We start from the raw sequence: 26735 nt of genomic DNA, 5'->3' as shown, positions 1-26735 counted from the left end.
GGCTACCAGTATCTTTGGTTATCGGTCCCGTACAGGTCGAGCACGCGCCGCGTGTCGTTCTTCTCCTTTGCCCGGAGGTACGACACGCCGATGTTGCGGTTCGTATAGTAGCGGACTAAGTTGCGGTGGTTCTTCACATCGCGGTAGATGCGGTCTATCAGGTCCATGCGCTCCTTGTCCGTCATTGAAAGGCCGGTCTGCGTGACGACCGTCTTCAGCTCGTCGAGCATCCCGCTGCTTTCCTCCAGCATCTTCGTGTAGCCCGAGGCGATGGCGGCCAGTTCGTCCGTCGTGTAGTTCTCGTCGGCAAGCATCTTCTGGAACGAGTTCACGTAGATGTCCGATATTTCCCCCACAAGCAGCACGGTCTGTTGCACCTTACGCGCGTCCTTCACCAAGTTATGCACCGACTTGAGCGCGTCGTAATACTTCTTTCCCTGCTCGTAAATCTTGACCGTTTCCTGAAAGTTCTTCACCATGTTCTCGGCGGTCGTGGTGGTCTGTATCACGTTCCGCGTGGTGTTCACGATGCTCTGCGCGAGGTTCGACGGGTCAAAGGTCACCCATTGCGCCCGGACCGTCGTGGCGGTGCAGAGCAAGGCCGTAAGGCAAATTGCTATTGGTATTCTTTTCATGTCCGTTGATGATTAAAATGTCCTTGTCAATATTCGTATTCCTTGCAGTCCCGTACATACACCCCTTCCGAGGCGAGCACGAGCCGCTCGTTATCTTCGTCATAGGCGACCTGCACCCTTTCGGGCAGTTCCGCCCACGTTCCCTGTCCGTTCCGGTAGAGCGTGGCGGTCAGCACGGCTCCCCAGCGGTAGGCAAGGGCGATGCGGTACGTGCGCCCTTCGCGGTACACCCTGACTGGGGGCGACTTGCCCCGGCTTTTCCACCGCCCGCAGATGCGGTCGAGCGGGAACAACGTTGCATATTCCATAGGCTCATCCTTTCCTTGCGTTCCTTTTCTCCTCTGCCAGCCGCTTGATGGCCAGCTCGATGTTGCCGCCGAGCTTCTCCGCCATGCGCTGCACCTCCACTTTCTCGCTCTCTTCGGTGGTGTAACAGAGGTATTCCTCCAATGAGGTTTCCGTCGCATACACCGCCGACTGCACGCCGCCCAGCCCGAACCACACCTCCTTGTACTTGCGCGTCGGGTCGTTGGACATGTTCACCGAAAGAATCTGCCCCTTCTCCTTGTCCGTCAGCCCGAGCAGCGTCTGTATCTGGTCGAACTTGTTCAGGTATTTCCGCTGGTCAAGGAGAATCTTGCAGTCCGAGTTGTTGATGATGCTCTCCTTCACAATCGGCGAGGAGATGATGTCCTCCACCTCCTGCGTGACCACCACCGCCTCCCCGTAGAACTTGCGGACTGTCTTGTAGAGGTAGCGGATGTAGTCCGCCATGTTCGCCGAGGCGATGGCCTTCCACGCTTCCTCGATGACTACCATCTTGCGGATTCCTTTCAGACGGCGCATCTTGTTGATGAACAGCTCCATGATGATGATGGTCGTAACGGGGAACAGGATGGGATGGTCCTTTATCTGGTCGATTTCGAAGACGATGAAGCGTTTCGTCAGCAGGTCAAGCTGCTTGTCCGAGTTGAGCAGGAAGTCATACTCGCCGCCCCGATAATAGGGTTCCAGCACGTTTAGGAAGCCCGCCAGGTCAAAATCCTTCTCCCGTACCTGCTTTTCCTCCAGTATCCGTCGGTACTCCGACTTCACAAACTCGTAGAAGGTGTTGAACGAGGGTTCTTCCACTTCCCCCGCCTTGATGCGCCCGATGTAGAGCGACACGGCGTTGGACAGCGCCACCTCCTCTGAGCGGGTTGCCGGTTCATTGTCCTTCTTCCACAAGGTGAGCAGCAGCGTCTTGATGCTCTCCCGCTTCTCGATGTCGAACACCCGGTCGTCGGTGTAGAACGGGTTGAAGGCTATCGGGTGCTCGTCCGTGTAGGTGAAGTAGATGCCGTCCTCGCCCCCGGTTTTCTGGTGTATCAGCGAGCAAAGCCCCTCATACGAGTTTCCGGTGTCCACCAGCACGATGTGCGTGCCCTGTTCGTAATATTGGCGGACAAGGTGGTTCATGAAGAACGACTTGCCACTACCCGAACCGCCCAGCACGAACTTGTTGCGGTTGGTGGTGATGCCCCGTTTCATCGGCAGGTCGGAGATGTCCACGTGCAGCGGTTTGCCGCTGATGCGGTCTGACATCTTCAGCCCGAAAGGGGAAAGCGAACTGCGGTAGTTCGTTTCCTCCGTCCAGAAGCAGACGGCCTGCTCGATGAAGGTATAGAATGATTCCTCCGCCGGGAAGTCTGCGGCGTTGCCCGGCATCCCCGCCCAATAGAGCGTGGCGGCATCCACCGTGTCGTGGCGCGGTTTGCACTCCATTGCGGCAATCTGGCTGCCCGTGTCGTTGCGGATGACCTTCACTTCGTCCGGGTTGTCCGTCCATGCGATGACATTGCAATGGCAGCGCACCGAGGTCAGCCCATAGGAATGCGCGTCGTTCAGGTACAGGTCTATCCATTCCTTGTTGATTTGGTTGCTCCGCGAGTAACGGGAGAGCGACTGCATGTTGCGTGCCGTCTTCTCGAAGCGTTGCAGGTTCTCCGCGCTGTCGTCGATGAAAAGGTACTGGTTGTAGATGTGGTTGCATGGGAGCAGCAGCCCCACCGGGCTGGCGAAGGAGAGGCGGCAGTCCGACCGGTCTGTGGAGAGCCGTTCATAGCGGCTGTCCGTACCGACCCGGCCCGGCAGTGCATCCAGTTCCGAGAGCGTATAGACCGACAGCCGTTTGTCGCCGATGCGCACCCCCTCGTCGCCCAGTTCGATGTCCTCCAGCGTGCCGGTGTCCTCCAGCGACAGGCAGAGGTATTTCTCCAGCAGGCCGGGTTTTTCCTCCGTGCCGGTTACCTCGTCGCCCGACAGACGGCGCAGTCTGACCAGTCCCGTGTCGTTTACAATGCGGGCGAACTGCCCGGCGGCATCTAAAAAACGTGCCGCCGTGTCCCGGTTCACTTCCTTGGGGATGATAAAGCCCCGGCACAACGACGAGAAGCTGCTCTGCATCCGCATCCGCTCCTTGGTCGTCTTGGTCAGATACAAGTAGCAGCAGTGGTTCAGGAAAGGCCGTTCGTTGAAGTGCAGTTCATAGCTCCGCGAGAGGAAGCCGAGCTTTTCGCCCTCCGTCCGGCTGCGGTAGTGTTCCTTCACGAACCAGTCCTGCTTGTGTACCACCGTGTAGTCGGGCAGCACCTTAACCGCTTTGCACCATGCCGCATGGATGGCGGCATATTCGGCAGAGGTTACCGTGAACAGTTCGGGAAGCTCCACTTCGAAGGCCACGGTGATGTCCGCGTCTTTCGAGACGATGCAATCCGACTCGACGGCCAGCAGCGGGAACTTGCTTTCCAACGTGGCGGCTTTCAATATATTTCTCATAGGCTTCTCTTTGGGGTGAATAACTTCCGGACGCTAATCCGGTTAATCAGGTATCGCGGGTGCTGCCGTTTGGCGAGCCGTTTCATCAGCCCGTGCTCGCCGTACTTGGCGTTCAGGCGGAATGTGAGCCATACCAGTATCGATGCGGATACCGCGCCAAAGGCGATGCACACCCATTGACCTGTTCCTGCCATGTACATCACGATGAACACCACGAACACGGCAAGCAGTCCTCCGGCGAAGATGAACAGGTATTGTGCCTTCAGCCCCTTGAACTCCGCGCTCTGCCCGATGCCCTTGTTCAGTTCATATTCCATAATCCTATTCTATATATTATTTATGTATAGGGATTAGAGGAAGAACGAGCGCAGGATGGTGGCGGCGACTATCAGGAAGATGCACGCCCCGAACCACGAGGCGGCGGTCTTGCTCGTATCCGGGTCACCCGAACTGAACTTGTTATATACCTTGATGCCTCCTATCAGGCCGACCACCGCACCGATGGCATAGACGAGTTTCGTTCCCGGGTCGAAGTACGAGGTGACCATCTGCGTGGCTTCCGTGATGCCCGCTTGTCCGTTACCTTGCGCGTAGAGCGCACCGGCTGCCATCAGGCAGGCCGCCATGAAAAAGATTCTCTTTGTTGTGTTCATAAAAAGTTGGTTTTATGCGGATAGACCGCTGTTAAACAATGTCGTCAATGGAAAAATCACCGGGTACGATACTCTCGGCGGGAGGCTCCGGTTGTCGTATCCGGCGGTAGTCCGCCAGATGCAGCTCGATGAGCGAGGCGATGCGCCGTTCCCGTTCCGCATCCCCGGCGGTGAGCTGGTCGAACATCGGCGTGCCCTTGAGTTCGGCAAGTGCACGTCCGGCCTGCTGCCGTTCTGCTTCGGTGGCGGTGCGGTCATCCATCGCCACGCGCACCGCCAGCCCCATGTCCTCGAAACGGAGTCCCGCCGCTTTCGGCGCATGTCCTTCCAGCATCTCGTCCTCGTCTATCGGAGGCTCACCGGCTTCCGTGTCCCGGTATTCCATCGGTTCGTCCTGCCCCTCCACGGGTTCCAGCCCGCCTTCGGCAAAGAGCGCGTCCAGCTCGTCGGCGGACACTACCTTGGGGTATCGTTCCGATTCCGTTGCAAAAGTATCCGCTTCGACTTCCGGTTTCACGGTTTCCGTTTTCTCGGGTACTTGTGGCGTGGAGTGGCACAGGGAAAATGTGCTTTTGCCCAAAATGTCTTCCGCGTCGGCTACTTTCCGGGGCAGCGTTTCCTCGCTTTCGCGCTGCCTTTTCCGGCGTTCATGCCGCTCATACAGGAGATAGGCGGCTGTCCAGAGCAGGTAGCCCGCGACGCATAGCGTGATAAAAGTTGTCATAGATGATTGTTTTTTAAAAGATTCCCGTATTCCGTTGCTTGTATTCGCGTTCGATGTCCCCCTGCCAGTCGGCAAAATGCTTCTCTAACACATTGTCCACGTAGCTGAACAACGATACCCGGTTGCCTCCGATGGTCTGCACGATGCGCTGTATCCGCTCGTGGAACTCCTTGCGCAAGTAGATGGTCTTGCCCAGCCGGGCGCATACGGGCGACTCGTGGATGAACAGGCGGAGGTACTCGCTCTCATGGGCTGGCTTGATGTCCGGCTGTTCCGTCTGGCGGGGTACGGGCGTTTCCGGCTCCACCGTAGGAGGGACGGCCAGAGCGGGCTGTTCTTCCTTGAACGAGGCGACGATGGAGCTTTCGTCCAGTTCCGTCAGGCTGATTTTCTTCCGTTCCCCCATGGCTACCTCCCGATAATGGTGAGTATCTCTTCCGTTATCTCCCGGATGTGGCTTCCCTTGGCGAGCGTGCCGTCCACCGGGAACAGCGTCGAGCGGAACACCGCCTTGTGTTCCCCCGTCAGTTCGCGCCGGAACCGCTTGCTGTCGGGCAGGAAGGTCTGTAGCACCTGTAGCCCCAGCTCCCGGATGATTTCCTCATATACCCTGTAGAGTTCCGACTTCTCGCGCCCGTCCACCATGTTCCACAGCAGGTACAGCCCCTTGATGTTCGTCTTGCCCGTGTCCATTAGCGTGTCCTTCAGCTTGGTGGCGAAACGCAGTGTGCTTTCCATCACCACCCGGTCTGCCGCGATGGGCGAGAAAATGTAGTCCATGTTCGCCAGCGTCCGCAGCACGCCGCCGCTGTTTACCGTGCCGGGCAGGTCGAAGAACACGATGTCCGTGCCGGGCAGCTTCTCCAATAGTCCTTCCGCCTTTTCCACGGCATCCTCCGCCGTGCCCTCGACGACCGGGTAGGCCTTCTTGCCGATACGTTGCAGTTGGCGGTAGGCCATCGCCTTGTAGTGTTCGTCCTCCATGACGGTTTTCAAGTCGCGCTTGCGCATTTCGGCGATGCTGTGCTGCGGATAGTCGCAGTCCACCACCGCCACGTTCAGCCCTTTCACGTAGTGCAGGTAGCTGGCCGCCAGCACCGTCAGGGTCGTCTTGCCCGCCCCTCCCTTCTGGGTGGAGAAGGCGATGTAAAGTGTTTCTTTTTCTGTTGGCATAACCGTTCCGTTTCAAATGATGCGGCAAAGGAAAAGAGAAACGGGAACGGTGGAAAAGGATTTCACGCTTCGGGGCGCGAGTGGCTCGGCTTTGGCGTGGAGTGGCTGGCTGGTTGGTCATACATCTGATTGTCCGGATAGTCCGTTGGACATCCGTATGATTGCCGGGTGGAATGGCTGATGCACCGGTGGCTGATATGGCTGGATGGCTGTTTGTGTCATTAGCCGCTTGACGGGTTGTCCGGTTCTGCAACCGCCCGGTTGTCGGTACGGTTGGATGTCGGGCTGGCTGGTCAGTCGGCTGTCCCAACGTTGCAACGGAGGTGCTGGCTACCGTCGGAATTATCCTCCGGGCAAAGTGGCTCCCCTATGGCATAATGTGGCTGGTCGGGGTGTTGTGCTGCAAACGGCTCCGCTTCCTACCTTTGCAGCATGAATCCGTTGGCGTGGTCGGAGGCTTTCCGTCTGGTTATCGTCCGCTTTCCCCGAAAGCGCTTTTCTCCACCGGTGGGGAAAACGTATGTTCGCCAGAACATAGCAAGCTGTGTTTTTTGCAGCACGCATCCGCTTCTGCCGCAAAAAACGCTTGCCCTTGCAGGGGGCGCAATTTGGCTCCGAAGTCGCAAATTGTAGGGATGGGGCATAACGGCGGCACGGCCACGGACGGGCAGGTTTCACCTTTTAATGACAGCAAGCATGAATGAACAACAGCAACACCCGAAAAGAAGGAAAGGCGGACGGACACCCAAGTCCGCGCCCGCCTTCCACCGCGAGACCGTCAATCTCGACGCCGCGCAGCACGCCCGGTTCCTCACCCTTTACGAGCAGTCCGGTCTTTCGTCCAAGTCGAAGTTCATCGCCGCGCGCATCTTCGGCGACAGCTTCCGGGTCATACGCACCGACCGGGGCACGATGGAGTATGTGGCCAGGCTCACCGCCCTGTACCAGCAGTACCGCGCCGTCGGGGTGAACTACAACCAGGCGGTCAAGGAACTGCACGTGCATTTTACCGAGAAAAAAGCGTTGGCCTTGCTCTATAAACTGGAGAAGCTGACCCTCGAACTGGTGGCGCTCAGCCGCCGCATTGTCGGACTTTCAGAAGAACTCAAAAGGCATGGTGGCGAAAATCAGCACGGGTAAGGACTTGTATGGCGCGTTGGCCTACAACCAGACGAAGGTAGAGGAAGGGCACGCGAAGATATTGGATGCCAACCTGCTCCCGTACCCGGAGGACGGGCGTTTCCGCATGGGCGAAACGATGGAGGCTTTCACGGCATGGCTTCCCTCGCACTACCGCACCGAGAAGCCGGTCATCCACATCTCGCTCAATCCGCATCCCGACGATGTATTGACCGACGGGCAGCTTGCCGCCATCGGCAGGGAGTACATGGAGAAGTTGGGCTACGGCAACCAGCCTTTCCTGATTTTTAAGCACGAGGACATCGACCGCCACCACATCCACATCGTGTCCCTGCGCGTGGACAGCGGGGGCAGGAAAATTTCCGACCGCTTCGAGCACCGCCGGAGCAAGGAAATAACCGAGCAGTTGGAACAGAAGTACAGGCTGCATCCGGCAGAGGGACAGAAGAAGGCGGAGGAATGGAAGCTCCGCCCGGTGGATGCGGCGAAGGGCGACATACGCCGGCAGATAGCTGATACCGTCAAGCCGTTGCTCAAGCTCTACCGCTTCCAGTCGATGGGCGAGTTCCGGGCATTGCTCTCCTTATATAACATAGGCATGGAGGAAGTCAGGGGCGAAGCGGGCGGACGCGCCTATCACGGCATTGTCTATACGGCATTGGATGCGGACGGGAACAAGGTGGCGACCCCCATCAAGTCGGCAAGGCTGGGCAGGATGGCGGGTGCGGAGGGCTTGCAACGGCGCATGGAGTGGTCAGCCTCGCGCATCAGGGCGGACGGTTGCCGCGAGCGGCTGCGCCCTCCGTTGGCCGGGGCATTACTGAAGGCAAGGGACGAGGCGGATTTCCGCCGCCGTCTGGCTGCCATGAACGTGGATTTGGTGCTACGCCGCAATGAATCCGGCAGGATTTACGGGGTAACCTTCATCGACCACACGAGCCGTACCGTGCTCAACGGTTCCCGGCTCGGCAAGGAGTTCTCCGCCAATATGCTGGAAGCGCGTTTCAACCCGCAATCCGAACCGGTCTGCAAAGTACAGCCCCACGTGGCAACGCCTGAGCCGGAAACCGGTACGGACGGTAAGGTGCTGGGAGGGCTGTTGTCCGTCATTGAGCCGGGAACCGGTGCCGTGCCGCGCTATCCGCGCCTGCACAAGCCGGACAAGAAGAAACGCCGCCGCAGGTACGGGCGGCAGGACTGAATGCAGCCCGGATAACATTCAACCGAATTTCAATCACCGTTAAAACAAGTATAACTTATGTCACAGGAAGATGATTTGAGAGGGCTGGCCAAGGTCATGGACTTTATGCGTGCCCTCAGCGTATTGTTCGTCATAGTCAATGTATATTGGTTCTGCTACCCCTCGATGAAGGAATGGAACATCGACATCGGGGTGGTGGACAGGATACTGCTTAATTTCCAGCGGACGACCGGGCTGTTCTCGTCCATTCTTTGGACAAAGCTGTTCGCCCTTGTGTTCCTCGCGCTCTCCTGCTTGGGGACAAAAGGCGTGAAAGAGGAAAAGATTAAGTGGCCGCATATCTGGGCGGCGCTTGCCGCCGGTATCGTGCTGTTCTTCTTCAATTGGTGGCTGCTTGCCCTGCCGCTGCCCCTTTCGGCGCGTACCGGTTTCTATCTGCTCACCTTATCCGCAGGCTACGGCTGCCTCTTGGCCGCCGGGGTATGGATGTCCCGCCTGCTCCGGCAGAACTTGATGGAGGATGTGTTCAACAACGAGAACGAATCCTTCATGCAGGAGACACGGCTTATCGAGAACGAGTATTCCGTCAATCTGCCCACCCGTTTCTGGTACAGGAAAAAGATGTGGCACGGCTGGATAAATGTCGTGAACCCTTTCCGTGCTTCCATTGTCTTGGGCACGCCGGGCAGCGGCAAATCCTTTGCCGTGGTCAATTCCTATATCAAACAGCAGATTGAAAAGGGCTATGCCACCTATATCTACGACTTCAAGTTTCCGGACTTGAGTACCATCGCCTACAACCACCTGCTCCGCCATCTGGACGGCTACAAGGTCAGGCCGAAGTTCTATGTCATCAACTTCGACGACCCCTCGCGCAGCCACCGCTGCAACCCGCTCAACCCGAAGTTCATGACCGATATCTCCGATGCCTACGAGAGTTCCTACAACATCATGCTCAACCTCAACCGGACTTGGGCGGCCAAGCAGGGCGACTTCTTCGTCGAGTCGCCCACCATCTTATTTGCTGCAATTATTTGGTTTTTACGCATTTACAAAAACGGAAAGTATTGCACCTTCCCCCATGCGGTCGAGTTCCTGAACAAGCCCTACGAGCAGATTTTCCCCATCATGTCCTCCTATCCCGAACTGGAGAACTACCTCAGCCCTTTCCTCGACGCATGGCTCGCCGGGGCTGCCGACCAGCTCATGGGGCAGATTGCTTCGGCCAAGATACCGCTCTCGCGCATGATTTCCCCGGCACTCTATTGGGTGATGTCCGCCGACGAGTTCTCCCTCGACATCAACAATCCCGACGAGCCGAAGGTACTCTGCATCGGCAACAACCCCGACCGGCAGGCCATCTACGGGGCTGCACTCGGACTGTATAACTCGCGCATCGTCAAACTGGTGAACAAGAAGGGCAGGCTGAAAAGCTCCATCATCATCGACGAGCTGCCCACCGTGTTCATCAAGGGGCTGGATAACCTTATCGCCACCGCGCGTAGCAACAAGGTGGCCGTGCTGCTGGGCTTTCAGGACTTCTCGCAGCTCATCCGCGACTATACCGACAAGGAGGCGAAGGTCATCATCAACACCGTCGGCAACATCTTCTCCGGGCAGGTGGTGGGCGAGACGGCCAAGACGCTCTCCGAGCGCTTCGGCAAGATTCTCCAGAAACGGCAGTCCATCTCCATCAACCGCAACGATGTGTCCACCTCCATCTCCACCCAGATGGACAGCCTTATCCCGCCGAGCAAGATTTCCTCGCTGACGCAGGGCATGTTTGTCGGTTCGGTGGCGGACAACTTCGGAGAGAAAATCGAGCAGAAGATTTTCCATTGTGAGATTGTGGTCGATGCCAAGAAAATCGCCGAAGAGGAAAAGACCTACCGGAAGATACCGGTCATCACCGACTTCAGGGATGCCGACGGCATCGACCGCATGAAGGAAATGGTGCAGGAGAACTACAACCGCATTAAGGAGGAAGCCCGGCAGATTGTCGCCGACGAACTGGAACGTATCGGGAGTGACCCGAATCTGAAGCACCTGCTGGAACTGAACAAACAGGCATAGGCTTATTTGTTTCGCCGGTATTGCTTCTCGTCGTCCGTATCCATTTTCCGCAGCAGGGCTTCGCGCAGCCGGTCGATGAAATAGGTGCGGTCGTCGCCTTTCCGACGCCGCATCCGGGCATAGTAGCTCGAAGCGTTTTTCACGTCCACGCCGAGCACGCCGCACACATATTCCACCACTTGCTTGAGCGTGATTTCACCGTCATTGAACAGCTTCAGTTCATGGCAGGCATAAAGCAGTTCAATAAGATGGATGGCATCGTCAGTCCACAGCACGGGAGGCCCGTCGCCGGGCGGACGGGCTTCTCCGTTTCCGGAACCCGTCCGTCTTTTTTCCATTCGTTCCATCGTGTTTTCCACATACATGATAGCTCCCACCACATGGCAGTAGCACACCAGATGGCTCTGCCCGTTGTTGTGGTAGCGTTCCCGCAGGACGGTCAGCCGGAACTTCGTGTATTGGAGATGGAGGAACACGCAGGTGTGGTTGCCGTGTTCCTCATGCAGATGGCTGAGGTGGCGTATGAAATCGTCGCTTGCCTCATTCAGCCTTTCGGTATCGCAATCCCCCTGTTCCAGTAAAAGCAGGTAGGGGCACAGGTAAAATACATCCATTTGAAACTATTTTATCGGTTATGAACGGCAAAAATAGCGGTGTACATGGATGTGGCAGTTCCGTTTTTCGCCGGAAATGCCGTCATTCCCCCAAATAGAACTTCCGCCGTTCCGCGCACAGCTCGTCGTACAGCTCCTTGTGCAGCTCGCTGGGGCTTTGCTTCATCTGTCCCGTGCAGAATTCCCAGAAACGGTTGGCGGACTCGAAACCGTTCTTCTCGGCTATCTCCCTGAGCGGGCGGTCGTAGTGGTATTTCAAGTCCCGCCGTATCTGTCCGATGCGTTGCTCCCGCAACCATTTGTTGGCGGACTGGCGGTATATCTTGCTGAATTTCTCGCGGAAGGTCGATGCGCTCATGCAGAGCATCCCCGCCAGTTCCTCCACGCTGTTCGTGCGGTAGCTGTAGCGGTTCACCTTCAGCCGGAACACGGCGGCATACAGGGGCTTCAGCCGTTTCTCGGCATATTGCAGCTCCGCTTCGGTGAGCGGTGTGGGCTGGTGGCTCACCTGCTTGCGCCGCTCCACGAAAAAGTAGTCGCACACCTCGTTGCACATATTATACAGGGGACGGGGGATGCGGGTCTGGTACAGCACGTCGCACAGGTAGAGCATCTCCGGCGTGCGGCAGGCTTTCCGCCAAGGCTCCACCAGTCCGTGCAGCAGCCGGTTCTGAACTTCCGTGTCTTCCGACAGGGCGAGCAGCATCAGCAGCGGGCGGCATCCGGGAGCCGACACATCCGGCAGCGCGGGCTTTCCTGTCAGCAGGTCGAGGATGTGGTGGCATAGGTTTGTGTCCCGCGCATAGGGTTCCAGCGCGAGGTAACGCTTTGGGGTACGGGCATTCAGCAGCCCTCTCACTTCTCCGCACAGGGCGGCGGTGGCCTGTTCCAAGCCTGCCGGGGCGGTGGCGGACAACTGTTCGATGAAATTTGTTTGCATAAGAGATATGTTTTTATTGTTTGATGAATCCGTAAAGATAACCGGTTGCCCCTGTCCGGTTGTTCCGCTTTCCGCCGGAAATGCCGCACGGTAGGGAAATATTGTGTTTATGGCAAGCATTATACCACTATTTCCATAAGCAACAGATAGAAAGTCGCGAACTGGACAATCAGGGAAACGACATGGATGCCGTAATAGAGCAGATACTTTTTCTCCTTCTCGAACTTGGCGAAATACTTCTCGTATTTGTCGTTCTTGAATAAGAATATTTCATTGATATAATATCCGCATATCATGAAGACTACGAGCAATGAATAAAAAATGATGCCGTTTTCCAAAATAATACGCACTAATTGTACCCTTAGTATTTTGGTGCAGGCAAGGCAGACAAGACTGAATATCCAACAGATGATGATGAATGGGGTGATAAGTGCCCTACTGCTGCAAGGAAGATAGATGCCTTTATCCATTCCGGTTTCTTCTGCTTTCTTACTACTCGAAACTAAGTATTTTATGTAGCGGTTATCCCATTTTGAGAGACTTAGCCAATAGAAAGGGTTTAGCATCCTCATGAAAATGAAGAACAGTAGCTTATAAGTGCAGTAATAATTTATATTGTAATATTTCTCCAATAATTTCCTCATGCTTAATAAATAATGATGCATCCTTTTTCCACCTTGTTTTACGATTCCAAGCCAAATATCCAGTAACACGCCAGCAAGTACAGAATGAGAAACACGATAAATCCTACTCGAAAAAAGTGTCATTGATGACAGTTTTCCCGAGTAGGGCATTCGCCATTATCTCTATATACCAAATTGTCATGAAAACAATTCAGCGAATCGTTATCAGCATTTCTTTCCTTTTCTCTTATTCCTTCTATCTCCTTATAAGTATCGTCCACGACTTGACGGGACACCCCGTTCAGTTTCTTCGCATGTTCCTGAACAATAGAACCTATTTCATGACAAATCCAAGCGGCGGCAATCAGTACCGCGAATACCATCAATATATTCTTTATCGGTTTGTAGCGCAGCAGATACCCCAAGAAAGCGAACAGGATATACGCGACGTATATACATATAGTGTTGAGAGTTCTGCCGAAATATTCTTTTTGATGGCGTTGCAGTTCGGTGGAGGTTTCCCATGCGGTGATGGCGTGTCGGTACAATTCCGTATGAGCTATGAACATCAGACTGTCTTCGCTGGCAGCGGGATGAGCGGCATATTGATAGGCAACGCCCATTGTTTCCAACTGATAGCTGTCATAGGCTTTCGATGCCAAAGTGTCCGGTAGCATTGAAAGCAGTAGTCCGCACGTGTCAATATCAGCTAAAAAAGATGTTTCAAGAGAATCTGTTTGGGCTATAAGTTTCGTTTTGGGCATTACCATAGGTATATTGTGCAATATTTCTTCCGGGTCGATGCTGAACTTGTCTGCCAACGATTGGGGATAAGTCTGTTTTATTTCTATTATTTTATCAACAGATGCAGCCATTGTTTGGGGACGTATAAACCAGTCATAGTAATAGGTCATTGCCGATAGAGGCAAAACAAGAACCAGACCGATTACCCAATTTCGGAGAAAGCCTGTCCATTTTTCATCGTTCATTGCCCAAAAACTCAAGAAAGTTGCGATGCTCAAACTGTATGGAATGAGGGCAGTAAATGCTGCCATCCCCAATTGCAAACAAAAGGCCAATGCCTCCGAGGTGGCTAAGTCATAAAATGTGCCCTTATCTACTTCCTTAATTACAAGTACCGTGAAGCCACATACCAAAACGATGGCAAGAATGATAACAAAATATATACTAAGTTTCTTCAAATACTTCATATTCATTTTACTGATTAATGGTTTGGTGGAAAACACCCGTTCTGGGGTTATCTTCCTTTGTTACCAATGAATTTACTTTTATATACAATTCTTACTTTTGTTGTATTATTCATATATGTACGCTATTTAATGGGATGCAGCTTGCCGCCGTTAGGTGGCATAGGTGCTTGTTAGTCGCATATTTAACTTTCACAAGTAATATCTAATATTTTTCCTTTATTGTCAGTATGTACTACGACTATTTCATCTGAATTTTCACTATCAATCATGTAATCCCAAACAGCATAGTGATTATCACCGGGATAAAAAGTAATAGTTTCTACTCTCTGAATCAGCAAGGATAGAAACTGTTCTTCCTTTGTTTTTGTCGAATCGGCATTTGGTAACAAGTCATCAATAGCTTCCCATTCATCAAGATGCCAACGGACATATTCATTCGTTGTGCCACCATCTTCATAATCCTTTAATATGAATTTATCTATTTCTGTCTTGTATTTAAGAAGGTTGGAAAGATAGCCTTCCAGCTCTGCCGACCAATCCTTGGGATTGCCTTCATAAGCACAGAAATCCAAACACAATTCGACATCCTTGTTACAAATCATTACATGACCTTCAAAATAGTCCTCTTCCTTATTATCTACTTCACCGAAATAAGTAATATTCTTCTTGCTCATATTCTTTTGTTTTTAATTAATTGCGACTAATGGTTCAGCAGGGAACGGCTTGCCGTTATCCTGCGTTGTTAGCGAAATTATTTTATATACTCACAGAAACTAAGTCAAGTACAGCTTTCTACTTCCAACTATTTTCCTTAACCACTTAGGGGTATATTCTATACTTCGTGGAAATTTGGTGTAAAAGCTCAAAATCCAATCTAATTCCTGGAAATAACTTGGAATTTCATCCCAATTATCATAATTAAAATCCAAATTGTAAGAACTATTTGAGTTAATGACCATTTTTAGAGAGAACCAAGCTCCTTCCTTTGGATAATACATATACATTTCTTTTCGTTTTAATCTAAATTCCTTGCATATATTGATGGTCGCCATCGTCCCTATTTTTATCTTATCTCCAGTAGAAAAGCGTATATTTAACATACTGCTGGTGCATGATACAAATAAAACATCTATAAAATCCCATTTCATTCCAGAGGGTATTTGAAGTAAAATAGCATCTCTAATATCATCAAAAGATATTCTTTTATTTGTTTTTACTAAATCTAATTGATGACGAACAGGTATATCAATTAAAGGAGTTACTCTTTTGCATACTGGCAATGACTGGTATTTGGCATTTGGATTTTGAGAAACTTCCAATACCATTTTTACATACCACAGCCAGTACTCCTTACGTTTCTCTACGTCTCCTGTTTCCACGAAAGGATTGCTGCCAGAGCAAGCTATCGAGCCTATAAAATCCGCATTCCAACTTTCAAAGTCGAAAGCATCATCATCTTCACCATCATAATCCTCTATTGACAATATGGAAGCTGCATCGTAATGGATTGCATATCCCAAAGCTATGATAGCCCAACCTGCCATGCCTTCGGGACTGTCTGCGGATTGTTCCACATAATTGCGCAGCCGTTCTATTGAGGCCAATATGCTTTCGGTAGTTCCTTTATTCTTGTACAGATAACTGTCCATTTCCGACAAGACATCGTATAACAGGCTTTCTGCTCCAAATTCTTCTGGAAAGCAGGAACAAGCTTTTTTGCAGCACTCACACAACACTTTTTGCACTGTCTGGGGGTTGCCTATTTGTTTCATCAAATCAACACGATAGGATAAAGGCAAATGCCCCATGCTGTTTTGATTGATTATTTTTTTAAGTTTTTCTATTTGCTGTATCATACTGGTTTCTGTTTTCGCTAATGGTTCAGCAGGGAACGGCTTGCCGTTATCCTGCGTTGTTATCAACTTTTTTCAAACTCAAAATTTATCTAAATCTTTGAACATGCCGATTGTTTGTGTACTTATATCTATATAAGTCAAAGATATCACCGAAAGTCGTACACATGAATGGAAGAAACGATTTGTCATAGTCCATAATATAACAAGAGTTTAGTACATCTTGGTAATCTTGACGGATTTATGATTTTAAGCAATCCTTCACAATAGCTGCCCAACCTAACTTCTTGCCATAAAGCAGTCAGTTTTGGATAAGACAAATCGGAGTATTTAGCGATAAAGGCATCATCAACTGTCTGCCTTATACTATTGATGTTCTTTTCTAAGAATTTCTCGTACATAATAAAATATAACTATAGATTTATTATTTTTGTTATATTTTCATTTTCCAATTCTGCCATTACTTTTTCCATATATATATTATAAAGTTTTTCTCTAAATTGAATAGTTTCTTCAGAAAGCATAAATGATTTTAAGGTTAAAAACGGAATGAACCTCTTAATCAGTTCGTTTGTTATAAACTTTATATTTTTCCCTTGAATATGACGGTATCGTAGTAATACCAATATTTCCGTGGGAATTAATTGCCATTCTGTAAAGTAAAACTCATTTTTAGAGAAGTTACCATCATTACATTTTCGTAAATGGTAGATACAAATATCATCTATTAGTTGGTTAAACATAGTCGTGTCATCTGTGCAAATATTATCTATTAATTGGGCATATATGGGGTTAAGCCTCTTCTCTGTATAAATATTTAACAGGTGGCTGTTGTTTTTATTGTAATATTTATCATACATGACAATTGATTCTGGTAAAATTGTATCTTGATAATACACATAAGGAAAATCACTCTTTAATGTATCTTCTATTCTTTCAATTAAAATACATAGCATAATATCGGATTCTTTTTTTGGGAAAAAAGTCAAAACCCCCAAAAAGACAGATGTTAGTCCGACTTGATTCACTAATTCATTTTTACGATTCGAGTCTGAAAAATAAACAATATAACTTGAATAATAGTAAAATAAATAGTCTAAAAGTGAACAAAAATTATTTTCATTAGGGTCATACCAAAATAATTTACAGCATTTTCGCAAGTAGAAACTAGCAACAAATCGCATGGATAAATAGTCTAATCTAATAATATGAGGAGTCTTTGCAAAAAGTTCTAATTTTTGTTTATTTTCTTCTACGAATGTATCAGGTTCTTTATCTGTTATATTTTCTAATATTTTTTTTATTCGTCTATTCATATATTGGTTGTTTTTTGTACTGTTATAATAATCTAGGAAATTAATCAATCTGCTGATAATTAGAATTAGTTGATAATGGGATGCAGCTTGCCGCCGTTAGGCGGAACAGGTGCTTGTTACCCACGTAATTTATTCTTTGTTTCTTCGATTTATTTGTATATTACTTATTTCTGATTTTCCGCCAAAACAACGTAATTCTTCCACATTTGGATTATCTAATACTGCATATACAGATTCTTTTGTCATACTTTTAATGCCTGACATATATACTTTTCTCAATTTTTTAGCATTTACAAGACTTGTAATATCAACCAACTTGTTTAGGTCGTCAATATAAACTTCGGTCAAATTGTTTAGATTGGATAAGTTTGGTATCTTAGTAATATTGGCCAACCAAATCAACTCAAGCCTTTCAAGTCCCGTGAGTGTACTAACAAATGAAATATCATCCAATTTAGATATTCTAAAAAGTCTTAGTTGGCGCAAAGTCCTAAAATCACTCAAAACCGTCAAGTCTATTTTTGAACCGTCACACCACCAAATGGACAAGTCATTAATAGGCGTTTGTTTTAAGAAAGACAAATCCTTGTTCTTGACAGCCCTTAATTCCAACTTTTTCAATTGACTTAGTCCTACAATAGATTCAAGATTCTTATCTAATTTCCCGAGAAAGAGGGATTGGAGATTTTTGAAACGCAAAAGCCATTGACAATCAAACACAGGTTTACCATTCTTCAAAACCGCATCTATATACAAATGCTCCAACCGGCTTGATAGTGTTTTGATAAAAGAAAAATCCCTTAAATTATAAATGTCTAATATTAACGATTTTAGATTTGACAAACGTGAAAGAATCGATAAGTCAGTATTCTTATATTCAAATCTGCCTATTTCGATATTTTGTACATCAGGAACAAATCGTAGGAAATCCAGATTCCAACCATTGAAATCATCCTCATATCCAGAAGTTTTATCAGCCCCTCCATATACACGAAAAGAAATATCAGGACGTGATATAAATATGCGATTCAACTTTTCAAGAACCGTATCAGGAATATAATCGCTTATTTGAACTCTCTTTATAAGTTTATCCTCGATTATTTGCTGAATTACGGATTCTGTCACATCATCTACCATGTAACCATCTTCGGGAAGTCTTGGAATCCTTCCAAAACTGCGAGAAGTAAATATTTCAATTTGTGTTCTAAACATATCTTTACTACGTGGGTAATGGTTTGGAAAGGAACACCATTCAGGGGTTAACTTTCCTTGTTATCTATATTCTTTATTGAATCAAGATGAAACTTCAGAAGCATAAGCCTTGAAATTTGTTCCTTATCTTGCCAATACTCTTCATCTATTTTCGATAACTCATCATCATCTGATTGGGTAAGATATTCAGGTAAGTCCCATAATTCTTCAAGACGTTCATCATCTTCAAACTTTTCAATGATAGAATAAGCTTTCAATAATAGTTCCTTGGTATTAATAGCTCCTATTTGTTCTAAACCTTCAACTGCAAGTAAATAAGCATCATAACCCCAATTACAGAAAAATTGAACAAAACCACCATTATACATCTCCAATTCCAACCAATATAGAGATGCTATCATCCTATCATCATGTTCCATTTCTTGATAGTTGGGCTTAACTAAATCCAACTTATACCCGAGCTGAGAAAAACTCTGTTCCCAAATTTCTTCTAAATCGTTCATCATTTTTTGCCTCCTATTTATTATAGCTAATGGTTAAGCGGGGAACGACGTTAGTCCGTTATCCCAGTTTATTAGAAACTTATTCTTTTCCTTTTCAGTATATCTGCCAACCAATCAGGAATGAACTCTTTCGCCCGTGGATATTTACTGAAATCCTCACTAAAGTCACTATCGTTGAATGCCTCTTTCTGTTTTTCGTCTCGTGTATCGTAATCAAATCTTATATCCATATGATTGTCTTTATATATTGTTATTTTACATAGATAGAAAGCCCCTTCTTGCGGACATAAAGAATACATCAGGTCTTTAAGCTTTTCTACTTTTCCTGAAAGATATATTAAAATTTTAATACCATTAGGACCAAACCAGACTGGCTCGTTTCCCTTGTAATAATAAATCTCAGGTTGAGATGTACTTTCAACGGTATAACAGTAAAAATCGCATTTACTCCATTGGGCAAAAGCCACCATTTTTACTAAAACTTCCTTGATGCCATTTATACAGGCACAACATTTCGCATCTTCTTTCCAAAGACGTAATTGTGTACGATAAGGAATGTATTTTGCAGGTGATGTTGCTTTGTTTGCGGGGGCTGGATATGGCAGGCTGTCATTTACACAGGCAGTTTTGATGCAATCGGTAAGATACCAGTTCCAGAACTCTTTATTGCGCCTGTCATCAACAGAATCCAAATCGACAATACCACCATTATATACTAAACTTGCGAGGAAAGCGGTATCCCATTCGTCAGGGTCTTCTATTTCTTCTTCAGAATCATAATCACTGACAACCCTGTCTGCACCCGCCCCGGCATCATAAGCGGCATGAACAGCTACTTTGGCTGCAAATGCAGCTGTAATATTATCTTCCATGTAATTATCGGCAAACACGTCCAAATGGTCGGCATCTTTCAATAAATCCTTTTTGCCCGTTTGCCCCAGCAGGTATTTCTCCGTTTTCTTAATCAGTCCGATAATTTCCGTATCGTTCTTGAAAAATTCATTCCATATCGGATATACTTTCAACGCACACAAAATGCTAATTCGTCCAATGACATACGGTTCATTGATGGCTTGAAGTATCGCACGTCTTGTGGGCAGGGACAAATGCCCTTTGTTTGAATGATTGATTTCATTCAAACCTTTACTTGTCAATGAGGCTATGGCTTCTGTATGTTTCATCGCAATAATTGTTTCTAATGGCTTGACAAGGAGCTGCGTTCAGCAGCTAACTTGGCTTGTTATCAACATTTATAATTACTTACTCCCATATTATTTCACAAAGAGCCAGCTTGGTATCTTCATTACAGATAAATGCCCGGTTATTCCAAACATCTAACACTCGGAAAGCACTATATCCACGAGGCATAACGAGGTCAACCAAAGTACAATCAGAAAGGCGCAATAGTTTTTGCTTGCCTTTCCACTCATCTGTTTTGAAAATGGAAGATAAAATTAGCCAAGTTCTATCCCCAGAGAATTTACCTCGCATCCCATGTTTTCCGGGCAAACGGCTTAAATTGTCTTTACCCCACAATTTATTTTTAAACAAACCGTTAAACTCCAACTCTATATACCAATAATATCCCATTCCAGCCAAACCTACTGGATTAGTTGTGCTACTTTCCAAAAAAGCATATAAATGTCCAGTCTGTTCTTGCATAGAACCTATCAGAGGATAGTTATAATTGAAAACTGCTTTGGAGAAATCTCCATTCGCTTTTGTCACCGAATCAAGATGTGCTTGCCGAGTTCCAGCTTTGCTATACACACAAGAACCAATGTCAGACCAACGGGCAGTCTTTGTTGCAAAATTGACAGTCAAAGTTGTGAAACTGTTCGTTGCTTCCAAAACCCTATCTACTCTACATACAATAGGAAATACACCATGCTCTCCGGTAACAGCTATTGGCATAGGTATGCCTCCGGCACACCAGTTATCCATAGAAATAGAAGTCCAATCGCCATTTATTTCAGATAACCACCAAAGAGTTTTGCTGGTTCCACAAAGAAATAATATTCCGTTGTTGCAAGATAAAAGTACGGGGTCTTGCCAAATGTCTTGCACTTCTTGGGGCTTTGGACTGGGGATAAATCGGGAAATATCTCCTTTTATCCATAGCACTCCTTTCGACTTTTGCTGTGAATGATAAACAGAGAATACTATTTCCTCTTCGCTACGAGCTATCATCCCTTTGCCGCCAAGTGGACTATATTTGAAAGAAGTGCCAGACAATTCAATTCCGCCAAACTCCCAATCTTTTATTATTTTCAGTTTCGCTTTCATGATTAAAATTCCGTTTTTGTTGATAATGGTTTGGTGAGGAACAGCGTTAAGCTGTTGGCTCGACCTTGTTAGTTGCTTACTATATTTACTTAATGATTTCAATGTCTTGAATAGGTACATAACCTATATGGGCATTAAAAATGGAATTTATTCTACACCAGGTATTTACTATTTTACTTATAACAACAGGCATTCCAAAACTAACTGCTATGCCATCTTCCCCTTCGGTAATTTTTTCTCCATCAGGTAAAGAATAAATGTAGGGACTGCATAGTATGGCACTATCTCCAACTTGTGGCGTAAAATTCGTCCTTTTAGCATTCGGGGGGCTCTGTAATATTATATTATACTGAGCTTCCATACATTTCGTAGATAAGAATAGGTATGCTTCAAAACAGTCATTACATTCATTCTCTTCAGGAAAATGCTCTATATGAAAACCCGGAGCGTCAGCATACAACTTTCCGTGGGTTTCATAGCCTTTATTATATACTCCATATATCAATCGCCCATTAGAATCATAATATGCCATACTATGCAATGTACCCCCGTCAGCCCATCGCTTAAACACTTTCCTGATTTTGTTATCGCTATCGAAATACATAGTAAACAATATATTTGCATTCTTTATCTGACCATCATCTAAGATTTTGTATGAATGGATTTGATCAAATTCCATATATTCATTCTCTATTACTTTTCCTAAACTATCTAAAGGAACAAGGTATGCAATTCTCAAAGTCATTTTGTTTATTGCATCAATCTCTGTTTGAATAGTTTCCTTATAGTTTTGTGCAAAAGTAAAAGGTGAAAGCAAGAATAAAATATAAAGTATAATTACTCTTTTCATATTGCAACTAATGGTTTGCAGCTAATCGCCGTTTAAGGCGATTGAGGTGCGTGTTATCAATCTTTGCCTGCGAATAAGGAATCTGGTATCCTACCCGTATATTCATTCGAGCTTGGCACTTCTTCGTCTTCATATTCAGATGTTAAACTATGTACGAACCCTTTTGATAGGGCTTTTTCTTCAATGAATTTCAGCACTTTGGGAGTTCCTTTATTTATGTCAGAATCGGGAACGTGTTCAAGGTCTGTATAACTATCATAGTAGTAATCTGGACTTAAAAGCCAATATACCATTCGTGCAGTATGTATATCACAGCATGAATGGCTTATACACTGCATAATAGTCCAATTGCCATCATCGTAGTTATAGCTCTCCAGTAAATAATGTAATTCTTCTGAATTGTGAATTGATGTTATTTGCCTTGATATTTCATTGGCAAATTCTTCCATTCCAATTTTTCGCTGACGTGAGTATGCCTTAAAAAATTCTTCATTTTCGCAACCTTTCATACTCTTTTCAAAGTCGGATTGAGCCATTGAAAAATAGTAATCATCTCCAGCGCAAACTGCCCATTCTCTCAATGTATCCAACTCTTGTTTCCGTTTCTCACTTAAATTTTCGTACATAGTATTATAATTTATTTTGATTGATAATGTTTTGGTGAGGAACAGTGTTTAGCTGTTAACTTGACCCTGTTAGCAACTTAATCGTTTATCCCCACCAATTTTAGATTTTCAGCATAACTCTTATCTGCGTCTAATCCAAAGAAACTAAATATCTCACGTTTTATTTCAATGTTTTCAGGGTCACGTAAATCTGTACTCTTACGTTTACGTTGAACAGTAACTAATGATTTCATTTCATTGGCTAAAATGTGATAACTATTGATACCAAAACCTATTTCTTCTTTACAATAAGGATTTATGATGTTTTCAATCCTCAGATATTTATCAAATTTATCAATAGTCGTTTCTTTGAATATCCTTCCATATTGTAAATATACGGTATCTTTATCCTGTCCGCTAATACTCCTGCCATACGATATTATAGGCTCCCATTCATCAGTTGTTATAGGCAGGTTTCCTATAATCTTGTATTCGCCATAATAAATAGTATTATCCATAATAGCCTGAACGGGAAAGGTTTTACACTGTTTCAATTCGTTTATGTCAATCTCTGTTGTATCTGCTATTTTCTGATAAATCATTATATATAAAGCCTGCCCCATAAGATGAGTTAACCCATAATTCTTTTGAGCCATGAATGTAGCAGACTTTCGTAGTTGCGCAATATTCAATACAATGCGTCCAAATCCCCATTTTCTTCTTCCAATCTTAAAGCTGAAGAAATCCCCCTCTTTATATTTGACGTGTTTCCGCTTGGCTTTTTTATAAAGTTCAATTTCTTTCAGGTCTTCTTCTGTTGTTTCAGAAATCCATTGCTTCAACCAATCATTCAAGGATATATTGCTTTGCGGATTTTCATGGTAGAATGTTGTTTGAGTTGTATAATTGGCTATGATTATTTCTTTTGCTGAAAACATAAAATATACACCAAACGGACTGAAAGACAACGTTGCTGTATAATTCATCTTTTTAGGCTTTCCGCGCTTGGTTTTGGGTAAAAGGATAGTGCGGTTTTCTTCTGTAACCTCATAAAGCTCAGCTTCATAATAAGAACCGTCATCATCTACTGTTATCTTTTTACGAATTATATTGCCATCATAATACAAATACTGCTTTTCAAAATAGACTAATTTCCAAGTATCACCGACTGGGGATAATCCTAAATATTTACGCTGTTCGTTTGTCAGTTCAAAAGGTATATCTGTTTCCATATTACTATCTTTTATTTATCAGTTGTTGCTAATGGTTAGAAAGGAGCATCGTCAGATGCTATCTTTCGTTGTTAGATATTTATTATCTTTTCTTACTTGAGCGTATGGAACAACAAATGCCTTTATAATTCGATTATTATAGTCGAATGGCACATAAGTCACCTTGCAGTCGATACTTAACGTGTCGCTTGGCTCTCCTAAAGGGTAATGTTCGTTTCTTAACAGAACTTCCGTTTTTGAGAAGTCCACAGAACTGCATATCGGATAGAAACCGGAAAAACAAGTAGGCGTTATATAAGTAATTTGACTCTCATAGTCAAAGAATAGGAAACGATTTCCGTCCGCTACATTATCATACACGGCAAAGCAATCAAACTTTCTCACTCCATTGATTGTATAGCTTTGCACGAAGTCAATATTGCTATCATCTACCGCTTTCAACTCAAAAACAACCTTCTTTTCATCGTGCTGATTAAAACACAGTCTATATAGAGTTTCAAATCCTGTTTTTTCTGTTTCTATATAAAGAGTATCTTGTTCAGTCAAAGAATGATACTTTACTGAATTTTGTGCCACATAGCCGTTTTTCGCTATAACACAGCCAAGTGGGAAAAGGAGTAAACAATACAATACAAATATTCTCATGTCTTTATATCTAATGCTTCAGCAGGGAACGGCTTGCCGTTATCCTGCGTTGTTAGCGAAATACTCTTTCTGTTATTTATTCTGTCAGAGTAAACCTTAAAGTTATAAAAAAACAAGCTATAGACATACTATAAGATAGTATATACCATATAAACAGTTTCCAAAATTTCTGCTTTTTAAATTTTTTGAAATAGGAAACATATTTATCGTTTCTATCAATAAATACTTTATGAGTAAAACCTATTATTAAGCAATAAATAATACATCCTAATCCTAACACTATTTCATTATTGAAAAAGTCATACTCTCCTATATCTGTTATTATATCCATGACATTCAGCATTGTAAATAAGTTAATGCCAATAAAGAAAATAATTCCTGTGTCTGCCATACTAAGAATATTAACAGGCGGTTTCTTTTTATTTTCTGAAAACCACATCGATTTATTATACATCTGTTTAACGCTGTTTACATATTTCCAGTAACCATTGCTTTTGCAGAACGCTCGTGTACATGTATTGTCCAGTATAGAGAAGATAAGCCAATCCATACCTTTTTGTACCTTATAAAAAATCATATAATTACAATAGTATAGTATATTCATAAACAGTTCTATCCGTTTCATTTTTGACATATTTTCGCTAATGGTTCGGTGAGAGACAACGTTAAGTTGTTTTCTCGACCTTGTTATAAACTTATCTTATTCCTTTTAACTCCTCTTTCATTTTCTCTTTTAGGTAGAAGAACAACAAAACATGCCAACACAAGTCAAAGGAGAATACGGCTTCTTCCTTTCTCCCTAATGCCTGATAGAACTTACATACATTCCGATATGCCATAAAAACAAATACAAGATAGATAGGTACCAGCATACAAAGACTTAATACCAAGACACAGACAGCTATCAGTGAATTTCTACAATAAGCTTTGTATTGTATCAATGCTTCTTCGTAATCGGAATTTTCCCAATAACCGAATGTTTTCAAATCCTCAATGCTCCAGCCTCTTTCTTCCAATAAATTAATAGCATAATCACGAATTTCATCATCATAGCCGTAACGCTTATAATTTTTCACAACATCTATTAGCTTATCATTGTCAAATCTCTTTAGAATATCAAAATCTTCCATAAAAATTTGTTTTATTGTTTATAATGGGCTGCAGCTTGCCGCCGTTAGGCGGTACAGGTGCTTGTTACCGATTTTTTACGAACATTGCCAAAATCCTGCGATTATTTCATTGGTTATATGATGCTTATACAGGTATAATGCTCCATATCCGAAAGGATAACTGCCAATGAGAACATCATCATTATAACCATCCTCGTCTATTGACAAGAAAAAAGAAAAGCCCCGTTCTTCTAATTCTTTATAATAGTATTCTTCATCTTGAATCAGAGAAGGGGTACCACCTATTTTTACAAGCATATTCTCACTATCCTTATTTTCTGAATATTCACTAATAGAACACATTCTTAAATTAGCGTTTCGTCTTTCTACACAATTACCAATTTCAGAAAATTCATGCTCTACTATTTTTACTGCTATTGAAGGATATATATTATTGTCTATAAGAGTATTATAGTCTTGATGAATCAAGATAGAAAGCATAGTATTCTCCTTTTCAGGATGTACTAATGTTGCATAGAACTTATAATCGCAGGGGATTTGTTCTTCTATACATTTAGGAGGATTACCACCAATCCTGCCTTTTACATTCTTATCGAATGGAATACATTTGGCATATCGTTCGTTCATATTTTATTTGTTTTTATGATTATCGGTAATGGTTTGCAGCTAATCGCCGTTTAAGGCGATTGAGGTGCGTGTTATCAATCTTTGCCTGCGAATAAGGAATCTGGTATCCTACCCGTATATTCATTCGAGCTTGGCACTTCTTCGTCTTCATATTCAGATGTTAAACTATGTACGAACCCTTTTGATAGGGCTTTTTCTTCAATGAATTTCAGCACTTTGGGAGTTCCTTTATTTATGTCAGAATCGGGAACGTGTTCAAGGTCTGTATAACTATCATAGTAGTAATCTGGACTTAAAAGCCAATATACCATTCGTGCAGTATGTATATCACAGCATGAATGGCTTATACACTGCATAATAGTCCAATTGCCATCATCGTAGTTATAGCTCTCCAGTAAATAATGTAATTCTTCTGAATTGTGAATTGATGTTATTTGCCTTGATATTTCATTGGCAAATTCTTCCATTCCAATTTTTCGCTGACGTGAGTATGCCTTAAAAAATTCTTCATTTTCGCAACCTTTCATACTCTTTTCAAAGTCGGATTGAGCCATTGAAAAATAGTAATCATCTCCAGCGCAAACTGCCCATTCTCTCAATGTATCCAACTCTTGTTTCCGTTTCTCACTTAAATTTTCGTACATAGTATTATAATTTATTTTGATTGATAAT

The 26735-nt window shown here is 45.3% G+C and carries 32 protein-coding genes; 5 read left to right on the top strand and 27 right to left on the bottom strand.

Annotated features, from left to right (window positions below; all coding sequences use genetic code 11):
• Positions 1 to 2 precede the first annotated feature (2 nt).
• From B5G04_RS13425 to B5G04_RS13390, 8 genes are read right to left on the bottom strand one after another with little or no spacing between them, the layout of a single operon-like run.
• Positions 3 to 635, bottom strand: coding sequence for a DUF4141 domain-containing protein (locus B5G04_RS13425; RefSeq protein ID WP_071150624.1), 633 nt, complete (start codon positions 633 to 635; stop codon positions 3 to 5).
• A 26-nt stretch (positions 636 to 661) separates the two neighbouring features.
• Entirely contained in the window at positions 662 to 943 is a 282-nt protein-coding gene (locus tag B5G04_RS13420; protein ID WP_087210234.1) for a DUF3876 domain-containing protein, read from the bottom strand.
• A 4-nt stretch (positions 944 to 947) separates the two neighbouring features.
• Positions 948 to 3452, bottom strand: coding sequence for a TraG family conjugative transposon ATPase (locus B5G04_RS13415; RefSeq protein WP_087250214.1), 2505 nt, complete (start codon positions 3450 to 3452; stop codon positions 948 to 950).
• Positions 3449 to 3769: a DUF4133 domain-containing protein gene (locus B5G04_RS13410; RefSeq protein ID WP_071150627.1), complete on the bottom strand. Its 321-nt coding sequence runs from the start codon at positions 3767 to 3769 to the stop codon at positions 3449 to 3451. Before B5G04_RS13410 ends, B5G04_RS13415 begins: the two co-directional genes overlap by 4 nt.
• Before the next feature lie 33 nt (positions 3770 to 3802).
• The gene (locus B5G04_RS13405) at positions 3803 to 4105 is read right to left on the bottom strand and encodes a DUF4134 domain-containing protein (RefSeq protein WP_071150628.1); all 303 of its coding nucleotides are present in this window, start codon (positions 4103 to 4105) and stop codon (positions 3803 to 3805) included.
• 31 nt (positions 4106 to 4136) lie between these two features.
• On the bottom strand, positions 4137 to 4829 hold the full coding sequence (locus B5G04_RS13400) for a conjugal transfer protein (protein WP_087250212.1): 693 nt from the start codon (positions 4827 to 4829) through the stop codon (positions 4137 to 4139).
• Between the two features lie 13 nt (positions 4830 to 4842).
• Entirely contained in the window at positions 4843 to 5235 is a 393-nt protein-coding gene (locus tag B5G04_RS13395) for a DUF3408 domain-containing protein (RefSeq protein WP_087250209.1), read from the bottom strand.
• 2 nt (positions 5236 to 5237) lie between these two features.
• Positions 5238 to 6002, bottom strand: a complete 765-nt coding sequence (locus tag B5G04_RS13390) for a ParA family protein (protein ID WP_072545369.1) — start codon at positions 6000 to 6002, stop codon at positions 5238 to 5240.
• A gap of 49 nt (positions 6003 to 6051) precedes the next feature.
• On the opposite strand from B5G04_RS13390, the gene B5G04_RS20680 reads away from it, so the two are divergent.
• The 5 genes from B5G04_RS20680 to mobC all read left to right on the top strand — a co-directional run bounded on the left by B5G04_RS20680 (position 6052) and on the right by mobC (position 10416).
• On the top strand, positions 6052 to 6183 hold the full coding sequence (locus B5G04_RS20680) for a hypothetical protein (protein ID WP_255395964.1): 132 nt from the start codon (positions 6052 to 6054) through the stop codon (positions 6181 to 6183).
• 196 nt (positions 6184 to 6379) lie between these two features.
• On the top strand, positions 6380 to 6706 hold the full coding sequence (locus tag B5G04_RS13385; protein ID WP_087250208.1) for a hypothetical protein: 327 nt from the start codon (positions 6380 to 6382) through the stop codon (positions 6704 to 6706).
• Positions 6699 to 7142, top strand: coding sequence for a conjugal transfer protein MobA (gene mobA / locus B5G04_RS13380; RefSeq protein ID WP_087250206.1), 444 nt, complete (start codon positions 6699 to 6701; stop codon positions 7140 to 7142). The genes B5G04_RS13385 and mobA overlap by 8 nt, the downstream gene beginning before the upstream one ends.
• Positions 7117 to 8343, top strand: a complete 1227-nt coding sequence (gene mobB, locus B5G04_RS13375; protein ID WP_087250204.1) for a conjugal transfer protein MobB — start codon at positions 7117 to 7119, stop codon at positions 8341 to 8343. Before mobA ends, mobB begins: the two co-directional genes overlap by 26 nt.
• 57 nt (positions 8344 to 8400) lie before the next feature.
• Complete coding sequence (gene mobC / locus B5G04_RS13370; RefSeq protein WP_087210210.1) at positions 8401 to 10416, top strand: conjugal transfer protein MobC; 2016 nt, start codon at positions 8401 to 8403, stop codon at positions 10414 to 10416.
• 2 nt (positions 10417 to 10418) lie between these two features.
• Here the strand turns inward: mobC and B5G04_RS13365 are convergent, their stop codons facing one another.
• From B5G04_RS13365 to B5G04_RS13270, 19 genes are all read right to left on the bottom strand, one after another.
• Positions 10419 to 11030, bottom strand: coding sequence for an RteC domain-containing protein (locus B5G04_RS13365; RefSeq protein WP_087250202.1), 612 nt, complete (start codon positions 11028 to 11030; stop codon positions 10419 to 10421).
• A gap of 82 nt (positions 11031 to 11112) precedes the next feature.
• Complete coding sequence (locus B5G04_RS13360; RefSeq protein WP_087250242.1) at positions 11113 to 11970, bottom strand: helix-turn-helix transcriptional regulator; 858 nt, start codon at positions 11968 to 11970, stop codon at positions 11113 to 11115.
• A 119-nt stretch (positions 11971 to 12089) separates the two neighbouring features.
• Complete coding sequence (locus B5G04_RS13355) at positions 12090 to 12614, bottom strand: hypothetical protein (protein WP_087250240.1); 525 nt, start codon at positions 12612 to 12614, stop codon at positions 12090 to 12092.
• Positions 12615 to 12733: 119 nt separating this feature from the next.
• Positions 12734 to 13810, bottom strand: a complete 1077-nt coding sequence (locus tag B5G04_RS13350; protein WP_235353000.1) for a hypothetical protein — start codon at positions 13808 to 13810, stop codon at positions 12734 to 12736.
• 176 nt (positions 13811 to 13986) lie between these two features.
• Complete coding sequence (locus tag B5G04_RS13345; protein ID WP_087213691.1) at positions 13987 to 14478, bottom strand: DUF2004 domain-containing protein; 492 nt, start codon at positions 14476 to 14478, stop codon at positions 13987 to 13989.
• Positions 14479 to 14577: 99 nt separating this feature from the next.
• On the bottom strand, positions 14578 to 15660 hold the full coding sequence (locus B5G04_RS13340; protein WP_087250238.1) for an Imm5 family immunity protein: 1083 nt from the start codon (positions 15658 to 15660) through the stop codon (positions 14578 to 14580).
• 410 nt (positions 15661 to 16070) lie between these two features.
• A complete protein-coding gene (locus B5G04_RS13330; protein ID WP_087250200.1) occupies positions 16071 to 16973 on the bottom strand; it encodes a hypothetical protein in 903 nt (300 codons plus the stop codon).
• A gap of 129 nt (positions 16974 to 17102) precedes the next feature.
• Complete coding sequence (locus B5G04_RS13325) at positions 17103 to 18185, bottom strand: hypothetical protein (protein ID WP_087250198.1); 1083 nt, start codon at positions 18183 to 18185, stop codon at positions 17103 to 17105.
• A 47-nt stretch (positions 18186 to 18232) separates the two neighbouring features.
• Positions 18233 to 18691 carry a DUF4375 domain-containing protein gene (locus tag B5G04_RS13320; protein WP_087250196.1) on the bottom strand — a complete coding sequence of 153 codons (459 nt, stop codon included), beginning with the start codon at positions 18689 to 18691 and terminating at the stop codon, positions 18233 to 18235.
• A gap of 68 nt (positions 18692 to 18759) precedes the next feature.
• The gene (locus B5G04_RS13315) at positions 18760 to 19869 is read right to left on the bottom strand and encodes an Imm5 family immunity protein (protein ID WP_087250194.1); all 1110 of its coding nucleotides are present in this window, start codon (positions 19867 to 19869) and stop codon (positions 18760 to 18762) included.
• A 79-nt stretch (positions 19870 to 19948) separates the two neighbouring features.
• Positions 19949 to 20974, bottom strand: coding sequence for a hypothetical protein (locus tag B5G04_RS13310; RefSeq protein WP_087250235.1), 1026 nt, complete (start codon positions 20972 to 20974; stop codon positions 19949 to 19951).
• 85 nt (positions 20975 to 21059) lie between these two features.
• The gene (locus tag B5G04_RS13305; RefSeq protein ID WP_018709299.1) at positions 21060 to 21824 is read right to left on the bottom strand and encodes a hypothetical protein; all 765 of its coding nucleotides are present in this window, start codon (positions 21822 to 21824) and stop codon (positions 21060 to 21062) included.
• Between the two features lie 56 nt (positions 21825 to 21880).
• Complete coding sequence (locus B5G04_RS13300; RefSeq protein ID WP_087397667.1) at positions 21881 to 22450, bottom strand: DUF4274 domain-containing protein; 570 nt, start codon at positions 22448 to 22450, stop codon at positions 21881 to 21883.
• Positions 22451 to 22527: 77 nt separating this feature from the next.
• Entirely contained in the window at positions 22528 to 23661 is a 1134-nt protein-coding gene (locus tag B5G04_RS13295) for an immunity 26/phosphotriesterase HocA family protein (RefSeq protein ID WP_087251721.1), read from the bottom strand.
• A gap of 51 nt (positions 23662 to 23712) precedes the next feature.
• On the bottom strand, positions 23713 to 24306 hold the full coding sequence (locus B5G04_RS13290; RefSeq protein WP_087251720.1) for a hypothetical protein: 594 nt from the start codon (positions 24304 to 24306) through the stop codon (positions 23713 to 23715).
• A gap of 76 nt (positions 24307 to 24382) precedes the next feature.
• Positions 24383 to 24856: a hypothetical protein gene (locus B5G04_RS13285; RefSeq protein WP_239414107.1), complete on the bottom strand. Its 474-nt coding sequence runs from the start codon at positions 24854 to 24856 to the stop codon at positions 24383 to 24385.
• A gap of 145 nt (positions 24857 to 25001) precedes the next feature.
• Entirely contained in the window at positions 25002 to 25436 is a 435-nt protein-coding gene (locus B5G04_RS13280; protein WP_087251719.1) for a hypothetical protein, read from the bottom strand.
• Between the two features lie 75 nt (positions 25437 to 25511).
• Positions 25512 to 26063 (bottom strand): hypothetical protein, encoded by a 552-nt coding sequence (locus B5G04_RS13275; protein ID WP_087251718.1) that lies wholly within the window; start codon positions 26061 to 26063, stop codon positions 25512 to 25514.
• A gap of 74 nt (positions 26064 to 26137) precedes the next feature.
• Positions 26138 to 26707: a DUF4274 domain-containing protein gene (locus tag B5G04_RS13270; protein ID WP_087397667.1), complete on the bottom strand. Its 570-nt coding sequence runs from the start codon at positions 26705 to 26707 to the stop codon at positions 26138 to 26140.
• Positions 26708 to 26735: the final 28 nt, after the last annotated feature.

Source organism: Bacteroides sp. An51A, assembly GCF_002161565.1.
GTDB lineage: Bacteria > Bacteroidota > Bacteroidia > Bacteroidales > Bacteroidaceae > Phocaeicola > Phocaeicola intestinalis.
The sequence above is the reverse complement of the archived record's forward strand: the minus strand, read 5'-3'. Positions and strand labels throughout refer to the sequence as shown.